The organism is Turicibacter sanguinis (assembly GCF_013046825.1).
In the GTDB taxonomy this organism is placed as follows: Bacteria; Bacillota_I; Bacilli_A; order MOL361; family Turicibacteraceae; genus Turicibacter; species Turicibacter sanguinis.
Window position 1 is genome coordinate 1552530 of the sequence record NZ_CP053187.1, and the last position, 17205, is coordinate 1569734.

The 17205-nt window shown below is 34.1% G+C and carries 17 protein-coding genes; 11 read left to right on the forward strand and 6 right to left on the reverse strand.

All coding sequences use genetic code 11. From position 1 onward, the window contains the following. Positions 1-133 precede the first annotated feature (133 nt). From HLK68_RS07550 to HLK68_RS07575, 6 genes are all read right to left on the reverse strand, one after another. Positions 134-1189: a YheC/YheD family endospore coat-associated protein gene (locus HLK68_RS07550; RefSeq protein WP_006784193.1), complete on the reverse strand. Its 1056-nt coding sequence runs from the start codon at positions 1187-1189 to the stop codon at positions 134-136. A 131-nt stretch (positions 1190-1320) separates the two neighbouring features. Next, positions 1321-2604, reverse strand: coding sequence for an ATP-grasp domain-containing protein (locus tag HLK68_RS07555; RefSeq protein ID WP_006784192.1), 1284 nt, complete (start codon positions 2602-2604; stop codon positions 1321-1323). A gap of 231 nt (positions 2605-2835) precedes the next feature. Then, the gene (locus HLK68_RS07560) at positions 2836-3867 is read right to left on the reverse strand and encodes a YheC/YheD family endospore coat-associated protein (protein WP_006784191.1); all 1032 of its coding nucleotides are present in this window, start codon (positions 3865-3867) and stop codon (positions 2836-2838) included. Positions 3868-4059: 192 nt separating this feature from the next. Then, on the reverse strand, positions 4060-6000 hold the full coding sequence (locus HLK68_RS07565; protein WP_006784190.1) for an FAD-dependent oxidoreductase: 1941 nt from the start codon (positions 5998-6000) through the stop codon (positions 4060-4062). Positions 6001-6208: 208 nt separating this feature from the next. Next, the gene (locus tag HLK68_RS07570) at positions 6209-7015 is read right to left on the reverse strand and encodes a MerR family transcriptional regulator (RefSeq protein WP_132942538.1); all 807 of its coding nucleotides are present in this window, start codon (positions 7013-7015) and stop codon (positions 6209-6211) included. Positions 7016-7098: 83 nt separating this feature from the next. Continuing rightward, entirely contained in the window at positions 7099-7539 is a 441-nt protein-coding gene (locus tag HLK68_RS07575; protein WP_006784188.1) for a helix-turn-helix domain-containing protein, read from the reverse strand. A gap of 168 nt (positions 7540-7707) precedes the next feature. On the opposite strand from HLK68_RS07575, the gene HLK68_RS07580 reads away from it, so the two are divergent. The 11 genes from HLK68_RS07580 (at position 7708) to HLK68_RS07630 (ending at position 16926) form a co-directional block, all read left to right on the forward strand. Then, complete coding sequence (locus tag HLK68_RS07580) at positions 7708-8829, forward strand: serine/threonine-protein kinase (protein WP_009606355.1); 1122 nt, start codon at positions 7708-7710, stop codon at positions 8827-8829. A gap of 153 nt (positions 8830-8982) precedes the next feature. Continuing rightward, positions 8983-9723 (forward strand): Ltp family lipoprotein, encoded by a 741-nt coding sequence (locus HLK68_RS07585; RefSeq protein ID WP_006784186.1) that lies wholly within the window; start codon positions 8983-8985, stop codon positions 9721-9723. Positions 9724-10091: 368 nt separating this feature from the next. Next, positions 10092-11174 carry a nicotinate-nucleotide--dimethylbenzimidazole phosphoribosyltransferase gene (gene cobT / locus HLK68_RS07590; RefSeq protein ID WP_006784185.1) on the forward strand — a complete coding sequence of 361 codons (1083 nt, stop codon included), beginning with the start codon at positions 10092-10094 and terminating at the stop codon, positions 11172-11174. A gap of 11 nt (positions 11175-11185) precedes the next feature. Continuing rightward, a complete protein-coding gene (locus HLK68_RS07595) occupies positions 11186-11716 on the forward strand; it encodes a cob(I)yrinic acid a,c-diamide adenosyltransferase (protein ID WP_009606366.1) in 531 nt (176 codons plus the stop codon). Beyond that, the gene (locus HLK68_RS07600; protein ID WP_006784183.1) at positions 11713-12267 is read left to right on the forward strand and encodes a bifunctional adenosylcobinamide kinase/adenosylcobinamide-phosphate guanylyltransferase; all 555 of its coding nucleotides are present in this window, start codon (positions 11713-11715) and stop codon (positions 12265-12267) included. The genes HLK68_RS07595 and HLK68_RS07600 overlap by 4 nt, the downstream gene beginning before the upstream one ends. Then, a complete protein-coding gene (locus HLK68_RS07605) occupies positions 12242-13000 on the forward strand; it encodes an adenosylcobinamide-GDP ribazoletransferase (RefSeq protein ID WP_006784182.1) in 759 nt (252 codons plus the stop codon). Before HLK68_RS07600 ends, HLK68_RS07605 begins: the two co-directional genes overlap by 26 nt. Then, on the forward strand, positions 12997-13374 hold the full coding sequence (locus tag HLK68_RS07610) for a bifunctional adenosylcobinamide kinase/adenosylcobinamide-phosphate guanylyltransferase (protein ID WP_006784181.1): 378 nt from the start codon (positions 12997-12999) through the stop codon (positions 13372-13374). The genes HLK68_RS07605 and HLK68_RS07610 overlap by 4 nt, the downstream gene beginning before the upstream one ends. Further along, the gene (locus tag HLK68_RS07615) at positions 13367-13966 is read left to right on the forward strand and encodes a histidine phosphatase family protein (protein ID WP_006784180.1); all 600 of its coding nucleotides are present in this window, start codon (positions 13367-13369) and stop codon (positions 13964-13966) included. Before HLK68_RS07610 ends, HLK68_RS07615 begins: the two co-directional genes overlap by 8 nt. Before the next feature lies 1 nt (position 13967). Next, a complete protein-coding gene (cbiB, locus tag HLK68_RS07620) occupies positions 13968-14906 on the forward strand; it encodes an adenosylcobinamide-phosphate synthase CbiB (RefSeq protein ID WP_006784179.1) in 939 nt (312 codons plus the stop codon). Beyond that, positions 14903-15967 (forward strand): threonine-phosphate decarboxylase CobD, encoded by a 1065-nt coding sequence (cobD, locus tag HLK68_RS07625; protein WP_006784178.1) that lies wholly within the window; start codon positions 14903-14905, stop codon positions 15965-15967. Before cbiB ends, cobD begins: the two co-directional genes overlap by 4 nt. Then, positions 15964-16926 carry a phosphoglycerate mutase gene (locus tag HLK68_RS07630; protein WP_006784177.1) on the forward strand — a complete coding sequence of 321 codons (963 nt, stop codon included), beginning with the start codon at positions 15964-15966 and terminating at the stop codon, positions 16924-16926. The genes cobD and HLK68_RS07630 overlap by 4 nt, the downstream gene beginning before the upstream one ends. Positions 16927-17205 lie beyond the last annotated feature (279 nt).

A 17205-nucleotide genomic window follows, 5' to 3' on the forward strand; every position in this document is an offset into this window, starting at 1 on the left:
AATTTCATAGTTCCCGATGTTAAGTTAAGTGACAATCTTGCTATAAGTATTATAAGGAATAAAAATATGATGTATTTAATAGTAGAACTTTATCATAATGAATTGAACTTAATTAAGAAGGGAACAACTATCCTTATCGGTTATTGAGGTGAGATTTATGTTGTTTAGCTAAATAAATCGTATACTGAATCATTGTGCGCTCAGCACCTACTTTTCCAAATAATGCATGAGGAAGTCCAGGGCGCCAATTTACTTCATAAATCCAAAAATGTTTATTTTGATCAATACCAATATCAATACCAAGCTCATCTAAAGTTTCAGAATGAACTTGTTGTTGAATCTCATCCATGTGCCGTGCCAAATCCAATGCAAATCTTTCAAGGCGTTTTTTCATGGCACTGTATTCTTTTGGGTATTGTTGGCGTAAAAATTTTTCAATTGGAACCCGAGATCCTCCGCTACTTAAATTAGTAACGAACGAATTATTACGAGCTACACGGGCATAAATTAAGGCAACTTTCCACTCACCATTACCATCTTTTTGCACATGCAGTCTTAAGTCAAAAGGGACACCATATCGTGTCTTAGAATTAATACAGGGCTGTATTAAATGTTTTTTACCTCTGATACGTTGTTTCACAAATCTCATCAATTGTGCTTCATTATATATAAATTTCTGATGATCTACTTTTACACTATATCCTTTAGGTAATTTATCAATAAAAGTCACACCAATCCCTTTATGACCATCATTCGGTTTAAATACAATTTTTTTATATTTATTTAAAGCGTTTAAAACATCTTTAGGTGAGTAAACCGTAATAGAAGGAATTAAATACTCTGAAAAAGTTTTCGCTTCTTTTAAGCGATAATAAACTGTCATTTTTGATCCAATGGAATGGCTTGTAAAAGGAATTTCTTGTTTTAAGACATCAATTTTATCTTGGGAATGAGCCATTTTACCTGGATTTCCGTGGTTGAATATAACATCTGGAAAACGGCGTTCAACTTTTTTCCACTGATTTTTAACTAAGATATATCCATTGATTTTTCGATTTGCAATATCGATCCCTTTTGGTGAAAAAAATAAAAATTCTGCATTTTCTTTTTGGGCAGCGACTGCAAAGTAATAAGCCTGCTTCACCGTTCTTGGATTTTTGCGATGGCTTAAATATCCAATTAATATCATATTTTTCTCTCCTTAGGATAGATAAAAACACTACCCCAATGCTATCATATGCGAATTGAGAGCGAACGGATAATTTTTTCCAAAATAAAAACTCCAATAGGGTTGGAGTTTTAAATAGGAAATTTAAAGAGCTAACGTCTTGGTTTTCGATTTGAATTTCGACTAAGATTTCGAGTATTAGTTCGATTGACATTACGATTTGTATAAGGCATTAAGACGAATTTTATTTTTGAAGCAGCATATTTAGCATTTTTTTTGGCTTCATTTTCAGTTTTTCCAATCGCTACAACATAAGCATAACGATTTCCCATTGATTCTGGGGGGGTTAAGAGTGTACCTTTTCTAGGTTTAATATAAACTGATTTAACATTAGGGGATGTAAGTGCAGCTTGTTTTCCTAAGACTCGCTCTAAGATTCCTTTTTGTTTGACAATAATATATTGTGCAAATGCATTTTTTTTGTGTTTAGGTTCTAAATCAGGTTCTTTACCAAGTGCTAGTTTTAACGTTTCTTTTACAAGATTTATACCCAATCCAATTTCAAGAAACTCATTCATTCCACTACCAGAAATTCTAGGATTTGTTTCAACTAGCTTCCATTGTTTATTAACGAGGCGCATTTCAAGATGACAGGAACCATTTTCAAGCCCGTGAAGTTCAATGATATCTTTTACAGCAACTTTAAGAGATTCATAGAATTTTGGATTTGGATCAATCACTAGATTATACCCCGTGATGATATAACGATTGTAAAATGTAATCTCTTGCTCGATAATCGCGACAATATGAACGCTTTTTTTAATAACCATACATTCAACTAAATATTGAGGGCCATCAAGGTATTCCTCAAGAAGTAGAGGCTCTTGTGGATATTTTTTAGTGAGTCTTTTTCGATAAGTGTTAAACTCATCCATCGATGTAATTTTAAAAACATCTTTAGATCCTGCTGAAGACGGAGATTTTAACATGAATGGAATTAAGTCTTTAACTTCACGCTTACTAAAACTTTCATTTGGATTTAGTTTAATAAAACGTGGGCTATAAGGAGAATTTTTAACCGCATTTCGTGATAATAACTTATCTTCCATATTCATAATTCCAGCTGTTGTGAATTGACTAAGACCAAATTCTTCTGCTAATTGAGCTGCTACATAACAATATTGATCAATAAAGCTAATGATACATTTAATTTCAAATTTACCTGTTTTTTGTAAGTTACTTATGACGTTACGAACTTCATCCATGTTTTTAAAATTGACTCGTTTCACTAATTTTATTTCAGGGTATTCTGAACGATTTGTAAATCCGGATTTATCAGTTAATAAAATTGTAAAGTATCCCATTTTATCTGCGGCTTTAATAGCTTCACGACTAGAGCCGTTTTTGTTACTATTTATAAATATAATGGTTTTCATTACCTATTACTTCCTTTTGTAAACAATAATTTAATAGCTTTGACGATGATTTCATTTGAGTAGTTCAGCTTTATCCAAGTGTGTATGTGGGAAGTCTTTTATAAATGGAATGATAGGAAATAAGACTAGGAACTTTAGGTATTAGAAATACTTTTGATGTCATATTACTAAGTTTCTTATCCTAATCTTCTGATGTAGCATTCTTTTGCTAATCTTACGTTCATTCACACATCATTTTTTACATAAGCTTGCGGCATAACGAATAGTGTTAGTTTCGATTCCATACTTTCCATAGAAGGAGTGTGGAGTGCCAGGAAGCCAGTTGACTTCATATATCCAGATATTGTTGTGTTCATCAATTCCGATATCAATTCCGAGTTCGTCAAATTTATGAAGATGAGATTTTTCCTGTAAATCATCTAAGTGATTGGCAAGCTTTATGGCGAAGATTTCAAGTTTTTTCTTCATTTCTTCTCGATGACGTGGATTGTGTTCTTTTAAATAGTCATCTAAGACGGCGACTTTTGCTCCTTGATGAACATTTGTAATTAAGCTTCTTGTTGTAGAACTTCGTGCATAAATGACTGATATAATCCACTTTTTATTTCCATCTTTGTGCACATGTAGTCTAAAGTCCGTTGGTTCACCATCACTATTTTTAGAGTTAATATAGCGTTGTACAAGATAGTTTGTATGAAGGATTCTTTTTGACACAAATTCATTTAATTGAGATAGGGTATAGATATGATCTACCCCTTCAAATTGAACTAAGAACTTTTGTCCTTTTCGTTCAATAAAGGTTACACCTTCACCTTGATGACCACCAACCGGTTTAAAGACAATTTTTCCATTCTTTTGTATAAACTTCAACAGTTCTTGGGTTGAAGAAACTGTTTGAGTTGGAATTAAGTAACGTGAAAAAACTTTTGCCTTTTTTAAACGCTTATATACCGCCATTTTATTTCCTACTGGATAACTTGTAAATGGAATTTCTTTTCTTAATCGGTTAACGATCTGTTTTGAACGATTAAGCTTTGCAGGACTCCCTGCATTGAAAATGACATCAGGAAATCGTTTAGTTGCACGTTTCCAAATTCCGTCTTTATACACATAGCCATTAATGACTTTATTTTTAAAATCCACCCCTTTAGGTGAAAAATAAATAAAATCTACCCCTTCTTCTTTAGCGGCAAGGGCATAAAAAGAAGTTCTTTCAATGGAAGTGGGCATTTTACGATGATGTAACATTCCAATCAAGATCATTTTTTATCACTCTTCTTTAAAATAGGGTAGGATAAATAGCATCCCAATTTTATAATATGCGGGACTTCGATATTAGGGTAGAGAAAAATAACATAAAAGAAAGCTTAAAGTACAAAAAATCCCTCTACTAGTGCTAATAGTAGAGGGATGTATGTAATAGGGATTGACATGTTAGGTAAACAATGATGTTTTTTATTTTAAACTTGCGGCTGCGCTTGCACCGGCAATACGACCAGTTCCATAAGCATATCCTAAAGTTCCACCTTCAAAGAAGACATAGCTGTTTCCATATGCTCCATTTGTTTCTGATCCAGCAGCATATAATCCTTTAATTGCTTTTCCGTTAGGATCTAATACTTCAGCATTATCGTTAATATCAATTCCACCTAAAGTTCCTAAGAAGACTGAAGGAGTTGTTTTAACAGCATATAAAGTTCCTTCTAATTTATCTAAATATTTAGATGATTTAAAGTGATCAGTATCTTCACCAGTTTCACATAATTCATTGTAACGTGCGATAGTATCAACTAAGTGAGCCATTCCTAATTTTTCTGCTAATTCTTCAGGACTGTTTGCAGTAATAATACTTCCTGCTTCAATTAACGCTTCAATATCAGGCATGATATCCGTTGGTGTATGAGCTTTTTTAGCAGCGTCGGCTGTGTTAACTTCGTGTCCAACTTCAATAAATACTGTTGGATTAGTTGCTAATTCACCAGTATAAACATCAGTTAAACCAGCAGCTCCTTTTTCTTTAACGATATCGATCATCGTTTGATCGAAGATTTCATAAGCTGTCATTTGAGGTAATGATTTAATAACATTTGATGTTTTAATTGGTTCGAAAATAAATGATTCTTCATTCATGAAACGATTTCCATCAACATCAACAAATAAGAATGGATTAATTAAAGCAGAGTTTAGTGCAGATCCCCAAGATGATCCACCGCGGTTAACTCCATAATGCATTGTAATAGCATCTTCATAACTTGCTGCAGCCCCAGCAGAGATGGCCATTTCGATACCTGTTCCGATATTTGTTGCAACGCGACCTTTTCCTACGCCTTCACCAAAATATTTAGTTACTAATTCTTCGTTTCCAGCAAATCCACCTGTTGCTAAAATGACGGCATCAGCATTAATTGTTAAGATTCCACCGTCTTCTTTCTCAGCTTGAATTCCTTTAATTTCACCATTTTCAATCATTAAATCTGTTGCTTTAGTTGAATATAGAACTTCTCCACCTAGTGCTACAATTTGTTCATGTAATGTTGTAATAGCAACAGTTCCTCCATCTACATATCCATGGATAGTTGAATTAGGATGCGTATACTTATGCTCTTCATATCCACCAGTTGAAGGATGAGCTAAGATTAAATTCACCCCATTTTCGATTAACCAGTCAACAGTGCGTCCAGAGTTTTGAATTACTTTAGATAATAATCCACCATTTGCAGTATAGTTACTTGTATCAACGAATTGATCATAGAACCATTTACCATCTACTGTTTTACCTTGTTCTTGTTGTTGAGTTGAATCTGTTCCAAATAATCCACCAGCCATTGTTCCTTGACCAGCAGGAGATGCCGTCATTTCAACTAATGTTACTTTTGCTCCATCTTGAACAGCTTGTAAGGCAGCAGCCGAACCTGAAGCACCTCCCCCAACAACAACGATTTCAGTTGTGATTTCTTCGTCGATTCCAACTTTAGCAATTTCAGTTTTAAAATCTTCAATATTAGCGCCTGCTTCTGTTAAACATGTTTCAATAGCTGTTAATAACGCACTTGAACTATTTGTTGCACCTGTTACCGTATCAACGGCAATTGTTTGGTTTGCTACGACTTCTTCAATTAAAGATTCTAAAGCTTTATCTCCAAGTCCTGCCGTTTCTGTTGATTCTAAAATTTTAATACTTTCAATTTTTGTTTCACTTAAGACAACTTCGACTGTAATGGTTCCGTTGTTTCCAGTCCCCGTTGCGGTATAAGTTCCAGCTTTAAGTGTTCCTTTTGATTGCGTTGATTCAGATACTGAATCAGATGATGTTGATGCTTCATTAGCAGAACATCCAGTTGTAAGTAATGCCATGACTAAAAAAGCAGCGGCAGCACGTTTAGAAAAATGATTCATGATGATAACCTCCCCAAATAAACTTTGTGTTTTATTTAACAATCTCAGTTTAAGGGTGAGGGTAAGTGGCAAGTCAACAGGATTTGTGAAAAAATTAATATAAAAAATCTACTTTTTTTATTCATTTTCTAATTAATTTACATATTTGGAATAGACACAGATTCTCAAATCAGCATAAAAAAAAACTAACCCGAGTGTAGGACACAGGTTAGTCTATTGGAATATATATTTTAAAATATTGATACAGAATCTCATCCTCGCAAGTCGATTTTAATAAGATAGCGATGATATCCCCACTACAATGAAACGGATACGCAGTGAAGATTTCCTTAATCGCATGAATTAGAACTTTGTTTTCAGTATACGGGATCTTAACTTTTAAATAAGTTGTAAAAACACGACAAGAATCTATACGAATAAATCGTTCATCAACTGCTAACTGTAAAAAATCTAGTGCAGTTTGTGAAATCCCCAAACACCAGTGATAACTAAAATCCTCCGTCTTTAAATTAGACTTTGGAATATATAATAACGACTCTGTAATTGGGGCATGATCAATTAAATTAATTTCTCCGATTAAACTATGGTGTTCTTCAATTAATCTTTTATTATCACTCTGGATTAAAATATATCGAGTTGGCATCATTTCAATGAACCATTGATTTAATCTTTCATCACATTCTACACTCAAATCATATAAATCTATCGCCAACTTTTGTTGTAATTTTAAATTTTCAATTTCAACTTGAAGAGAGTCAATATGCTTTGATAGCATCTCATTTAGTTTTGTATTATCAATTCCTTTAACTAAGTCAGAAGTATCCTTAATCGAAAAACCTATATTACGAAATTTTTTAGATTGAATCAATCTTCCAAACTGCCCAAAATCATAATAACGATAATTAGTTTCATGGTCTTTCGTTGGAATAATTAAATCAAATTTTTCATAATGCTTTAATAAATGAGGAGACACTCCCATTGTCTTAGTTAATTGTCCAATCTTATAATTCTCCATAACTTCCCCTTAAAAAATATTTGTCAAATGATATGCACTTCATTTTATCAAAAGATAAGAGGAATTGCTATAAAACCTATCTTTTAATCGATATTTCCAAGGGAATCTTGTTCATAACGATCTAAAAATAAATTCGTATTAATCAGATTTAACTGTTTATTCAGTGCAAAAATTAATAAAGAATCACGACGATTCTTAGCGTACAACTTATTAAATCCGCCAAGAGTCAAAGCTTTATTAGTCTCCTCAAGGGAAAAACCACCGCTAATACATAATTTTAAAATGGTATCGCGACTAGGAGATTTAGTTCCATTAAAAATCTGATATGCATAAGAACGTGAAATATCAGCTTGTTCAATCCACAAGCCTTTCTTTAAGTTTTTGTTTGAACGAATTTCCTCAAGATAATTGATAAACGTTAATGTGTTTTTGGGTAATTGAAGTTTTAAGTAGTCATCTAACATTTTCTCATCTTCAATAAAGTTTAATATTGTATCAAGCTCTGTCGTTTTTTTATCGCTCATATTCACACCTCAAATCACAAATTATATATTTACAGAAATAGTTTGATCGTTCCTAGGTCCTAGAAATTTAATTTAGTCAAAAGTTTTTACGCTGTTAAAAACTTACTTGGACTTGTATAGTATAATAGTATAATGAGTTAAACTTTAAATCAATGTTAAGGGGATTATATGGATCAACTAGAACAAGAATATCAAATTTCATTATATGAAACATTAGTTGAATTAAATCATTCACCTAAAAGTGACGTTTTACTTGTTCAAAATTCGTTAACAAGTAAAATTTATATTAAGAAAATTCTGAAAAATTATAATCTAGATGTTTATCGAAAATTACAACATATTAAAAATCGACATCTTCCAAAAATAGAAGAGATATTTGAATGTGAAGATTGTTTAATTGTTATCGAGGAATTTATCAACGGACGAACCTTACAAGAATATATGAATGAGCCGTTAGATGAAAGTTTTGCGATTAAATGTGGAATTCGCTTATGTGAAGTACTAGAAGTACTACACAATCAAAAACCCCCAATTATCCACCGCGATATTAAACCATCCAATGTCATGATTAGTGCAGACGGAGTTTTGAAACTGATTGATTTTGATGTATCGCGTGTTTACCAAAATAATCGCCAGCTCGATACACACATTTTAGGAACTAAAGGTTACGCTTCACCTGAGCAATTTGGATTTGAACAAACGGATGCACGCAGTGATATTTACTCGATTGGTGTGTTACTAAATGTATTAACAACTGGTGATATGTATCAAAAAAATCGATCTAAGATTGGGAGAATCATCGATAAATGTACGAAACTCTCACCGAATGATCGATATCAAAATGTGCATGAATTAAAGTCAGACTTATCCAAACTGATTCATAGGCCAATAGAACTAAAAGAATCATTAATTAGGCAACAAGTTAACCTATATTTATCTTGTTTAGACTTTTTAAACATTCTTCCTAACAAGGAACCTAAAAATCTTGTTTTAAAAGAAATTAGACAAATTCCAGGATACCGACGTGGAAATCTACTATTTGTCATTATTGCGACGCTTTGGTATCTGTTTTTAATATTTGGGGGAACTCAAGGTACTTCAATCATTACTTGGATTGAAAATGTATCACTCGTTATCTGTTTAATTAGTATGACGTTACTCAACAGTAATTATAAACAGCTTCAACAGAGACTTCCGGGTATAAAAGATAATTTATTGACTGGATTAATGGTTTATAATTTTATTATATTCATGATTTGGGGATTACTTAATGATTTTTTGAAACGCTAATTTTTTATATTAAACCAAAAGGGTCTGCTCCTAGCAGACCCTTTTGGTTTAGGTTATTTGTATAATCAATAGGTGTCATTTCAATCGATACTGATCTAATTAAGTTATATATCATCGCATAGAGAAGTAAAAAAACGAAGGAGGACCTGAATAATGGGAAAAATGATTAAATGTAAAACGTGTTCTAAAGAAATAGCATCTAAGGCTAAAGTATGTCCAGAATGTGGGGCGAAAAATAAAAAATCATTTTATAAAAAATGGTGGTTTTGGTTGATTATTTTATTTGTCATGATTGGAGCTTTCGGTGGGGAAGATTCATCAAATCATTCAGAATCAAATCAAACTATTGAACAAGAAGTGGATCAAGTAAATAAAGTAGAAGAGACTACTCAAAAAACAGAAAATACTACTCAAGTAGAGGAAAAAGTGGAAGAAAATATTCCAACAGAATACAAATCAGCCCTAAAAAAGGCAACAACATACAGCGATATCATGAATATGTCTAAGGCAGGAGTATACGATCAACTAACATCGGAATATGGAGAGAAATTTTCACCAGAAGCTGCCCAATATGCCATTGATAATGTGCAAGTTGATTGGAAAGAAAATGCATTAAAAAAAGCAACAACGTATAGCAATACCATGAATATGTCTAAAGCTGGTGTTTATGATCAATTAACATCAGAATACGGGGAGAAGTTTACAGCAGAAGAAGCACAGTACGCGGTGGATAATGTAAAAGCGGATTGGGAGGAAAATGCGTTAAAAAAAGCAGAAACTTATCAAAAAATGATGTCTATGTCTCCGAGCGCTATTTATGATCAATTAACATCAGAATATGGAGAGAAGTTTACAGCGGAGGAAGCACAATACGCAATTGATCATCTTCAATAACTCATAAATTTCTAGGAGCGTTTGACGCTCCTTTTTTTTGCTCTTTATTAATGAAAATATTATTTATCAAATTAATAGTTTGTCTGCTTGTAGCAGACCAATTTTAATTTGATTCTAGTTATAATAAAAGAGTGGTTCATATTCTAATTGCCTTTAAAAGTGTTTGGTGTGTAGTTGAAATGATTTTGTGGGGAAATCATTAATTAGTAGTTGTTATGTTATTTAAATTTCATTTGAGAGTCTATCTTATAGTTGTAAGGTAGGCTTTTTTTGTCGTTTATAAACAATAAAGGATGCAAGCCTTCAGATAATCTTGTAAAATGAATGAGAAAGTGAACGTTTAAAAAGAAAAGTTAGGAGGAGATTTTTTGTTACAGACAGTCCTCGCAGGTATCAAACCCATTAATCAAGAAACAAAGAAGTTAGCTAAAAAAAGAGTTGATTCATTAGCAAAGCCCCTAGGGAGTCTAGGTGAATTAGAACATCTTTCAATTCAAATCGCCGGAATTACAGGACGTGTTGTAAATAAGATTGAAAAAAAGTGTATTATCATAATGGCGGCTGATAATGGAGTGGTTGAAGAAGGCGTAGCATCAGCTCCACAACTTGTAACATTGGCTCAGACTAAAAATTTTATTAAAGGTAAAACAGGCGTTGCAGTTTTGGCAGCTCAAAATAAAGCTGATTTAATGGTGATTGATATTGGGATTAATTCTGACGAAATTATTCCAGGAGTCATTCATAAAAAACTTGCGAAAGGAACGCAAAATATTTATAAAGGGCCCGCAATGTCTCATGAAATGGCGGTTCAAGGGATTGAAGTTGGAATTGAAGCAGTTAAAAAAGCTAGAGAAAAGGGGTACCAATTACTCGGCGTGGGTGAAATGGGGATTGGAAATACCACAACCTCAGCTGCTGTCTTAAAAGGATTAACGGGGATTTCTGTGGATAAGCTTGTTGGAAAAGGTGGCGGAATTACGAAAGCTGCCTATGAGAAAAAAAAGCACGTCGTAAAACGAGCAGTTGAGTTAAATCAAGTAAATCCACAAGATCCAATTGATGTGATTGCTAAAGTCGGTGGATTTGATATTGCAGGAATGGTCGGTGTCTTTTTAGGTGCGGCTTATTACCAAATCCCCGTTGTCATTGATGGCTTTATTTCAGTTGTAGCAGCATTAGTGGCAACTAAATTAAATAAAGATGTAAAAGATTATTGCATTCCATCGCACAAATCAGAAGAAATCGGCTATAACATAGCGATTGAACAATTAGGATTGACACCTATGCTAAACCTTAGCATGCGTTTAGGGGAGGGGAGTGGTTGTCCCATTGCGTTTTCGGTGATTGAATTTGCAATGGCTATGATGAATAACATGGCAACATTTGATGAAGCGCATATTGATGATGATTATTTAGATGAAGTGCGGAATGAAGAAAGTTATAAAGTTTAAGGAGGCCGACTATGGAAATCGGATTAATTCATATTTATTGTGGAGATGGTAAAGGAAAGACAAGTGCTGCAATGGGACTTGGACTTAGAGCTGTTGGTCATGGGAAAAAAGTATTGTTAACACAATTTTTAAAAAGTAATAAAACAGGAGAATTAAAATCGATTGAGAAATTATCAGAATTTTTTCATGTTGTAAAAGGTGAGCCAGCTAAAAAATTTGTTTGGAATATGACAGAAGAAGAAAAAGCAATCGTAAAAATAGAACATACTAATCGTTTTAAAGCAGTCACCAAAAAGGCAGTCGAAGAAGACTATGATGTTCTCATTTTAGATGAATTGATTGCGACGGTTAATTTAGACTTTGTTCCTGTGCATTTGGTCGTTGATTTTTTAAAGAATAAGCCAACATCATTAGAAGTTGTCATGACAGGGCGTAATCCTAAAGTTGAATTAGTTGAACTTGCTCATTATGTATCTGAAATAAAGGCTGTGAAGCATCCGTTTACAGAAGGGATTCCCGCACGAGTAGGAATTGAAATATGATCATCCTTGTAGTAGGTGGAGCTAAAAGTGGAAAATCTGATTATGCTGAAAAAATAGCACAAATGCTACATGAAGGCGGAAATCTATATTATATTGCAACGATGAATCCTCATGATGAGGAAGATCAACAACGAATCAAAATTCATCAACAAAAGCGTGAAGGCCGCGCTTTTCAAACACTAGAAGCAAAGCGACAGCTTCATAAAATAATCGATACGATTAATCCACAGGATACTATCTTACTCGATAGCTTAACCTCGTGGATGACAAATGAAATGTTTGTAATGGCTGAGTTTTATCCAAATGTGAGTGTACAAATGCTAGAAGTCGTAAAAAAGATAAACACAAAACACCTTGTCATTGTGTCAGATTATTTGTTTAGTGATGCCATTCATTATGATGCGTACACCGAGACATTTCGGCGCGAACTAGGCTATGTAAACTGTGAAATCGCAAAATTGGCTGACGTTGTCATCGAGTGTGTTTACGGAAATACGATTGTCCACAAGGGAAAGGAGGCGCTTCATGAAAAGCTTATATTACGCACTTAATATGGCCATCAGTATGTTCACGATTATTCCACTACCGAAATATGAATGGGATGAATCATCGGCACGTCATATGATGAAACTTTATCCTTTCATCGGACTCATCATCGGAGGACTTTGGTACGTGGCGGCTTTGTTGTTAACCGCTCTTCAAGTCACGGAAACTTTAACCGCCTCTATCTTACTTGCCATTCCATTTTTACTGACAGGATTTTTACATCTAGATGGGTTCATGGATGTATGTGATGCCTTATTATCAAGACGTTCCCAAGAAGAAAAAATTCGAATATTAAAAGACTCTCGGGTCGGTGCCTTTGCTGTTATTTCTTTAGTCTTATTATTAATTTGTCAGTTTTCAGCACTTCAGACACTTCTAACACATCAACAATCCTTTCTGTTTTTCATTCTCATTCCGATTATTTCAAGAAGTCTTGTTGGATACTTTTTAATTACAAAGGAGACGATTAGTGAAAGCTATCTAGGAAAATTATTTAAACAAGGAACTGGGCGCCTTGACCTTCTTATCTTAAGCCTAATCTACTTCATCACCTTTTTGGGGAGCTATCTACTCGTTGGAATATTAGGGATTGCCGTTCCCCTTTTCATGGGAATCGCTGCTTTGCTACTTGTACGTAACACCCAAAAACAACTCGGTGGATTTAACGGAGATGTCGCGGGCTATATATTAGTTCTTTGTGAATTTATCGGATTACTAACCTTAGGAGTGATAAGATGAAACTCATAATTGGTGGCGCCTATAACGGAAAATTAAATTACGTAAAAGAAACATTAAGAGTAGTGGATGAAGATATTTGTTATATTCAAGACACCCTTGATTTATCAAAATCAGTTCTATACGGAATTCACCACTTTATTTATCACAACGCCTTAAATGGCATCTCATCATTACCATTTTTTGAAGAGCATCTCGACGACTTAAAAACTAAAGTCATCGTTTGCGATGAAATCTCATCAGGCATCGTTCCATTAAAAAAAGAAGAACGATTTTATAGAGAGGAAGTAGGGCGCATCCTGCAATTTTTAAGTCGTGAAAGTAATAGCATTATTCGGATTTTTTGTGGTATCGAGGTGGTCCTTAAAGATGAATAATATGATTTTATATGTCATCAGACATGGAAAAACAAAAAGTAATGAACAACGACTTTACTGTGGAAAAACAAACGATGTTTTAAGCGAAGCCGGCATCAAGGAAATCAAAGAGAAACAAAAATGTTACAACTATCCTGTTTGTGCTAAAAACTTTACAAGTGGTGCAATTCGTGCGAATCAAACCTTTGAACTCCTTTATCCCCAAACCTTTTATGAGGTGCGTCCATTATTTTGGGAATATGATTTCGGTGAGTTTGAAGGAAAGTCGTATGACATGTTGAAAGATGATGCGCGCTATATCGAATGGATCATGGATGAAGAGGGAGCAGTTTCGTGTCCACAAGGAGAGTCAAAACAAGATTTTTATAAACGAATTTCAAAAGGACTTGAATTACTTGTGGATGAGTTGTTAGAAAGTCATGAATCAGAGGCTTTGTTAGTCTGTCATGGCGGTGTGATTGGAACATTACTTCATTTGTTTTATGATCAACGTAAACATTTTTATGAGTATCAACCCCGTTGTGGTGGCGGTTATAAATTACGTCTTACAAAGGAGACAAGTATTAAAATAGAGATATTAGAGGAGTTTTAGCATGTGGTCTTTAATGATTGGATTCGTCCTTGATGTCATCATCGGCGACCCACATAATCCATATCACCCGGTTCGAATCATTGGAAGTTGGGCGATGAATTTGGAAAGTGTATTTCGAAAAATAGATTCAAATAACCTTAAATTAGCAGGAGCACTTGCGTGGCTTTGTATTATTGTTCCGACCTTTTTAATCACGTTAATCATCGTTAAAATAGCGTTCTTTATCCACCCGATGGTCGGGATTTTAGTAGAAGGTATTTTAATTTATTTCTGTCTTTCAGCTAAAGGGCTGAAAGTTGAAGGACTTAAAGTGATTAAAACGTTAGAGTCCGGTGATATTGAAAAAGCGCGTCATCAATTATCATATATTGTCGGACGTGACACGGCATCACTTGATGAAACTTCAATTGTTCGTGCAGTGATTGAAACAGTGGCAGAAAATATGTCAGATGGCATTATTGCTCCGATTTTATTTGCAGGACTTGGTGGTGCGCCGCTTGCGATGGCGTATAAAGCAGTCAATACGTGTGATTCGATGTTTGGTTATAAAAATGAGAAATACCTTGAATTTGGTTTTGTTTCAGCTAAAATGGATGATTTATTTAATTATATTCCAGCTAGATTAACGGGCTATTTGATTATCATTGCATCATTTATTTTAGGATTAGATTATAAACAAAGTTATCAGATTTATCAGCGTGATCGTTATAATCATACCAGTCCAAATAGCGCACATCCAGAAGCTGCAGTAGCAGGAGCCTTAGGAATTAAGCTAGGAGGAGCGAATTATTATTTCAGTAAACTGGTTGAAAAACCGACGATTGGCGACGAAACAAAAGCGATTGAAATGAAAGATTTATATCAAACGAATATGATTTTAACAACGGTGAGTTTTTTAGGATTAATTGTTGCCTTATTAATTGGAGGAGTGGTGAGATGAACTTAGGCCATGGTGGAAACATTGCACAGATTGCGAGATTACACGGAATTTTTGAAGATAGCATCATTGATTTCTCGGCAAATATTAATCCTCTTGGACTATGTCCGAATGTGTTAGAGGCCATGATTCAATCATTAGATAACATTGTTCATTATCCTGATATCACGTACTATGATTTAAAACGGGCTATTGCGAATTATGAAAATATAAAGGAAGAACAAATCATACTTGGAAATGGAGCAGCAGAAGTGATTTTTAATGTTGTTCGTGCACTTCAACCTAAAAAAGCATTGTTGTTTGCACCGACATTTTCAGAGTATGAAGATGCCCTAAAATCGATGGAGTGTCAGATAGAGCATTATATTTTAAAAGAAGATTTTAAGTTAGAAGATGGTTTTATAGACGCGATAAAGGAAGGGATTGATGTTTTATTTATTTGTAATCCAAATAATCCAACCGGTGTTTTAACACCGAAAGAATTCATCTTAAAAGTTTTAAAGAAAGCAGTCCAAACTAAGACAAAAGTCGTCGTGGATGAATCATTTTTAGATTTTGTTGAGAACAAAGAAGACTACTGTATGATAAGTGATGTGAATCAATTTAAACAGTTGATCGTAGTTAAATCACTGACGAAGTTTTTCGCCTTTCCAGGTATTCGGGTGGGATATGGTGTTTTAAGTGATCAACATCTGATTGAACAAATCAATAAAATCGCGGTACCGTGGGCGATTAATACGGTCGCTAATTTCGGAGCTCAGGTGGCGTTAACTCAAACAGAGTATATCTCTAAAACTCTGACCTATGTTAAAGAAGAAAATGAATTCCTATACACAGCTCTTGAAAAATTTGACTCATTGACAGTGTATCGTGGGGCGGTAAACTTCTTATTTTTCAAATGTAAAGTGTCATTGGATTTGAAACAGGAATTATTAAAGGATGGGATTTTAATTCGTAGCTGTGATAATTATGTAGGGTTATCAGCAGGGTTTTATCGGGTTGCAGTGCGCACACGAGCAGAAAATTTAGCGCTAATTAACGCGTTAGAGGGCATTTTGATATGAAAGAAGTGCTAATTATTTTAGATGGTTTGATGGAAGAGCAGCTTGACTTTAATCCGACATCCTGGTGTGATTTTTCGGTTTTGAATCGTGATCTGGATAGTTTAAATTGTATTTTTAATCTGCTTGGTTATTCGTCTAATCAGTTTGAGATTGGTGAACGTGCCTATTACGAAGCTCTTGCAAATGGGATTTCTCTTCAGGAAAATGAAGTTGTATTAAGATGTAATATTGTACGAGTTGAGGATGGAAAATTAGTAGACTTTACTGGTGGAAGATTGCCGTCAAACATTGAAAGTATCCTTCAAGAAATTCACGTACCGGATGGAACGTTGTATGCGGGTGACACGTATAAAAATTTATTGCTTCTAAAAAATTTTTCCTCAGATATTAAGTTATACCCGCCACATTTTCATGTAGGTGAAGACCTTGATACTTTAATACCAAAGGATTGGCGACTTCAAAAACTGATGAAGGACTCTAAAGCTGTTTTTAATCAACACGGATTAAACGGTTGCATGCTATGGCCTTGGGGATTATCTACGGTGGTTCATCTTCCATCTTTTTATGATCGATATCAAAAAGTTGGAGCAGTGGTAAGTGGGATTGATTTAGTAGCGGGAATGGGATTAGCGCTTGGTATGAAATCAATTAAACCAAGCCTAGCAACAGGTTATGAAAATACAGATTTAGTTCAAAAGCTTGAAGTAGCCCTTTCTTTAATTCAAGAAGTGGATGTTTTAATTGTGCATATTAATGGACTTGATGAATTAGCTCATCAAAAAGATTTTGCGGGGAAGTTAGCCTTCTTAGAAAAAATAAATACCCAATTCATTTTACCGTTAGTCAATCAACTCAGTGATACAATGATTTATATAACATGTGATCATCGTACCGATTCTAAAACTGGGAAACATGAGGTAGGGAAGGTGCCGATGTGGGAAATAGTTTTAGAAAAATAAAAAAGACTGCTTTTCGTGGCAAGGAAAAGCAGTCTTTTTTTGATTAAAACATGGCAGTGAAAGAATTCAAAAAGGAATTCATTTCGGTTTGTAAAAATTCAAAACGTAAACATAAGAAGCAACACACACACCCAAAGGAAAATAAAGTAATAAAACTAAAGGAGTTTGTAAGATTAAGCCGTACCCCAGTAACTTAATCTTCTCTACAATGTATGGGAATAGTATTAGATTTAGAACTAAAATAAACTCTTTTTTGAAATTAATTTAGATGTTATGATG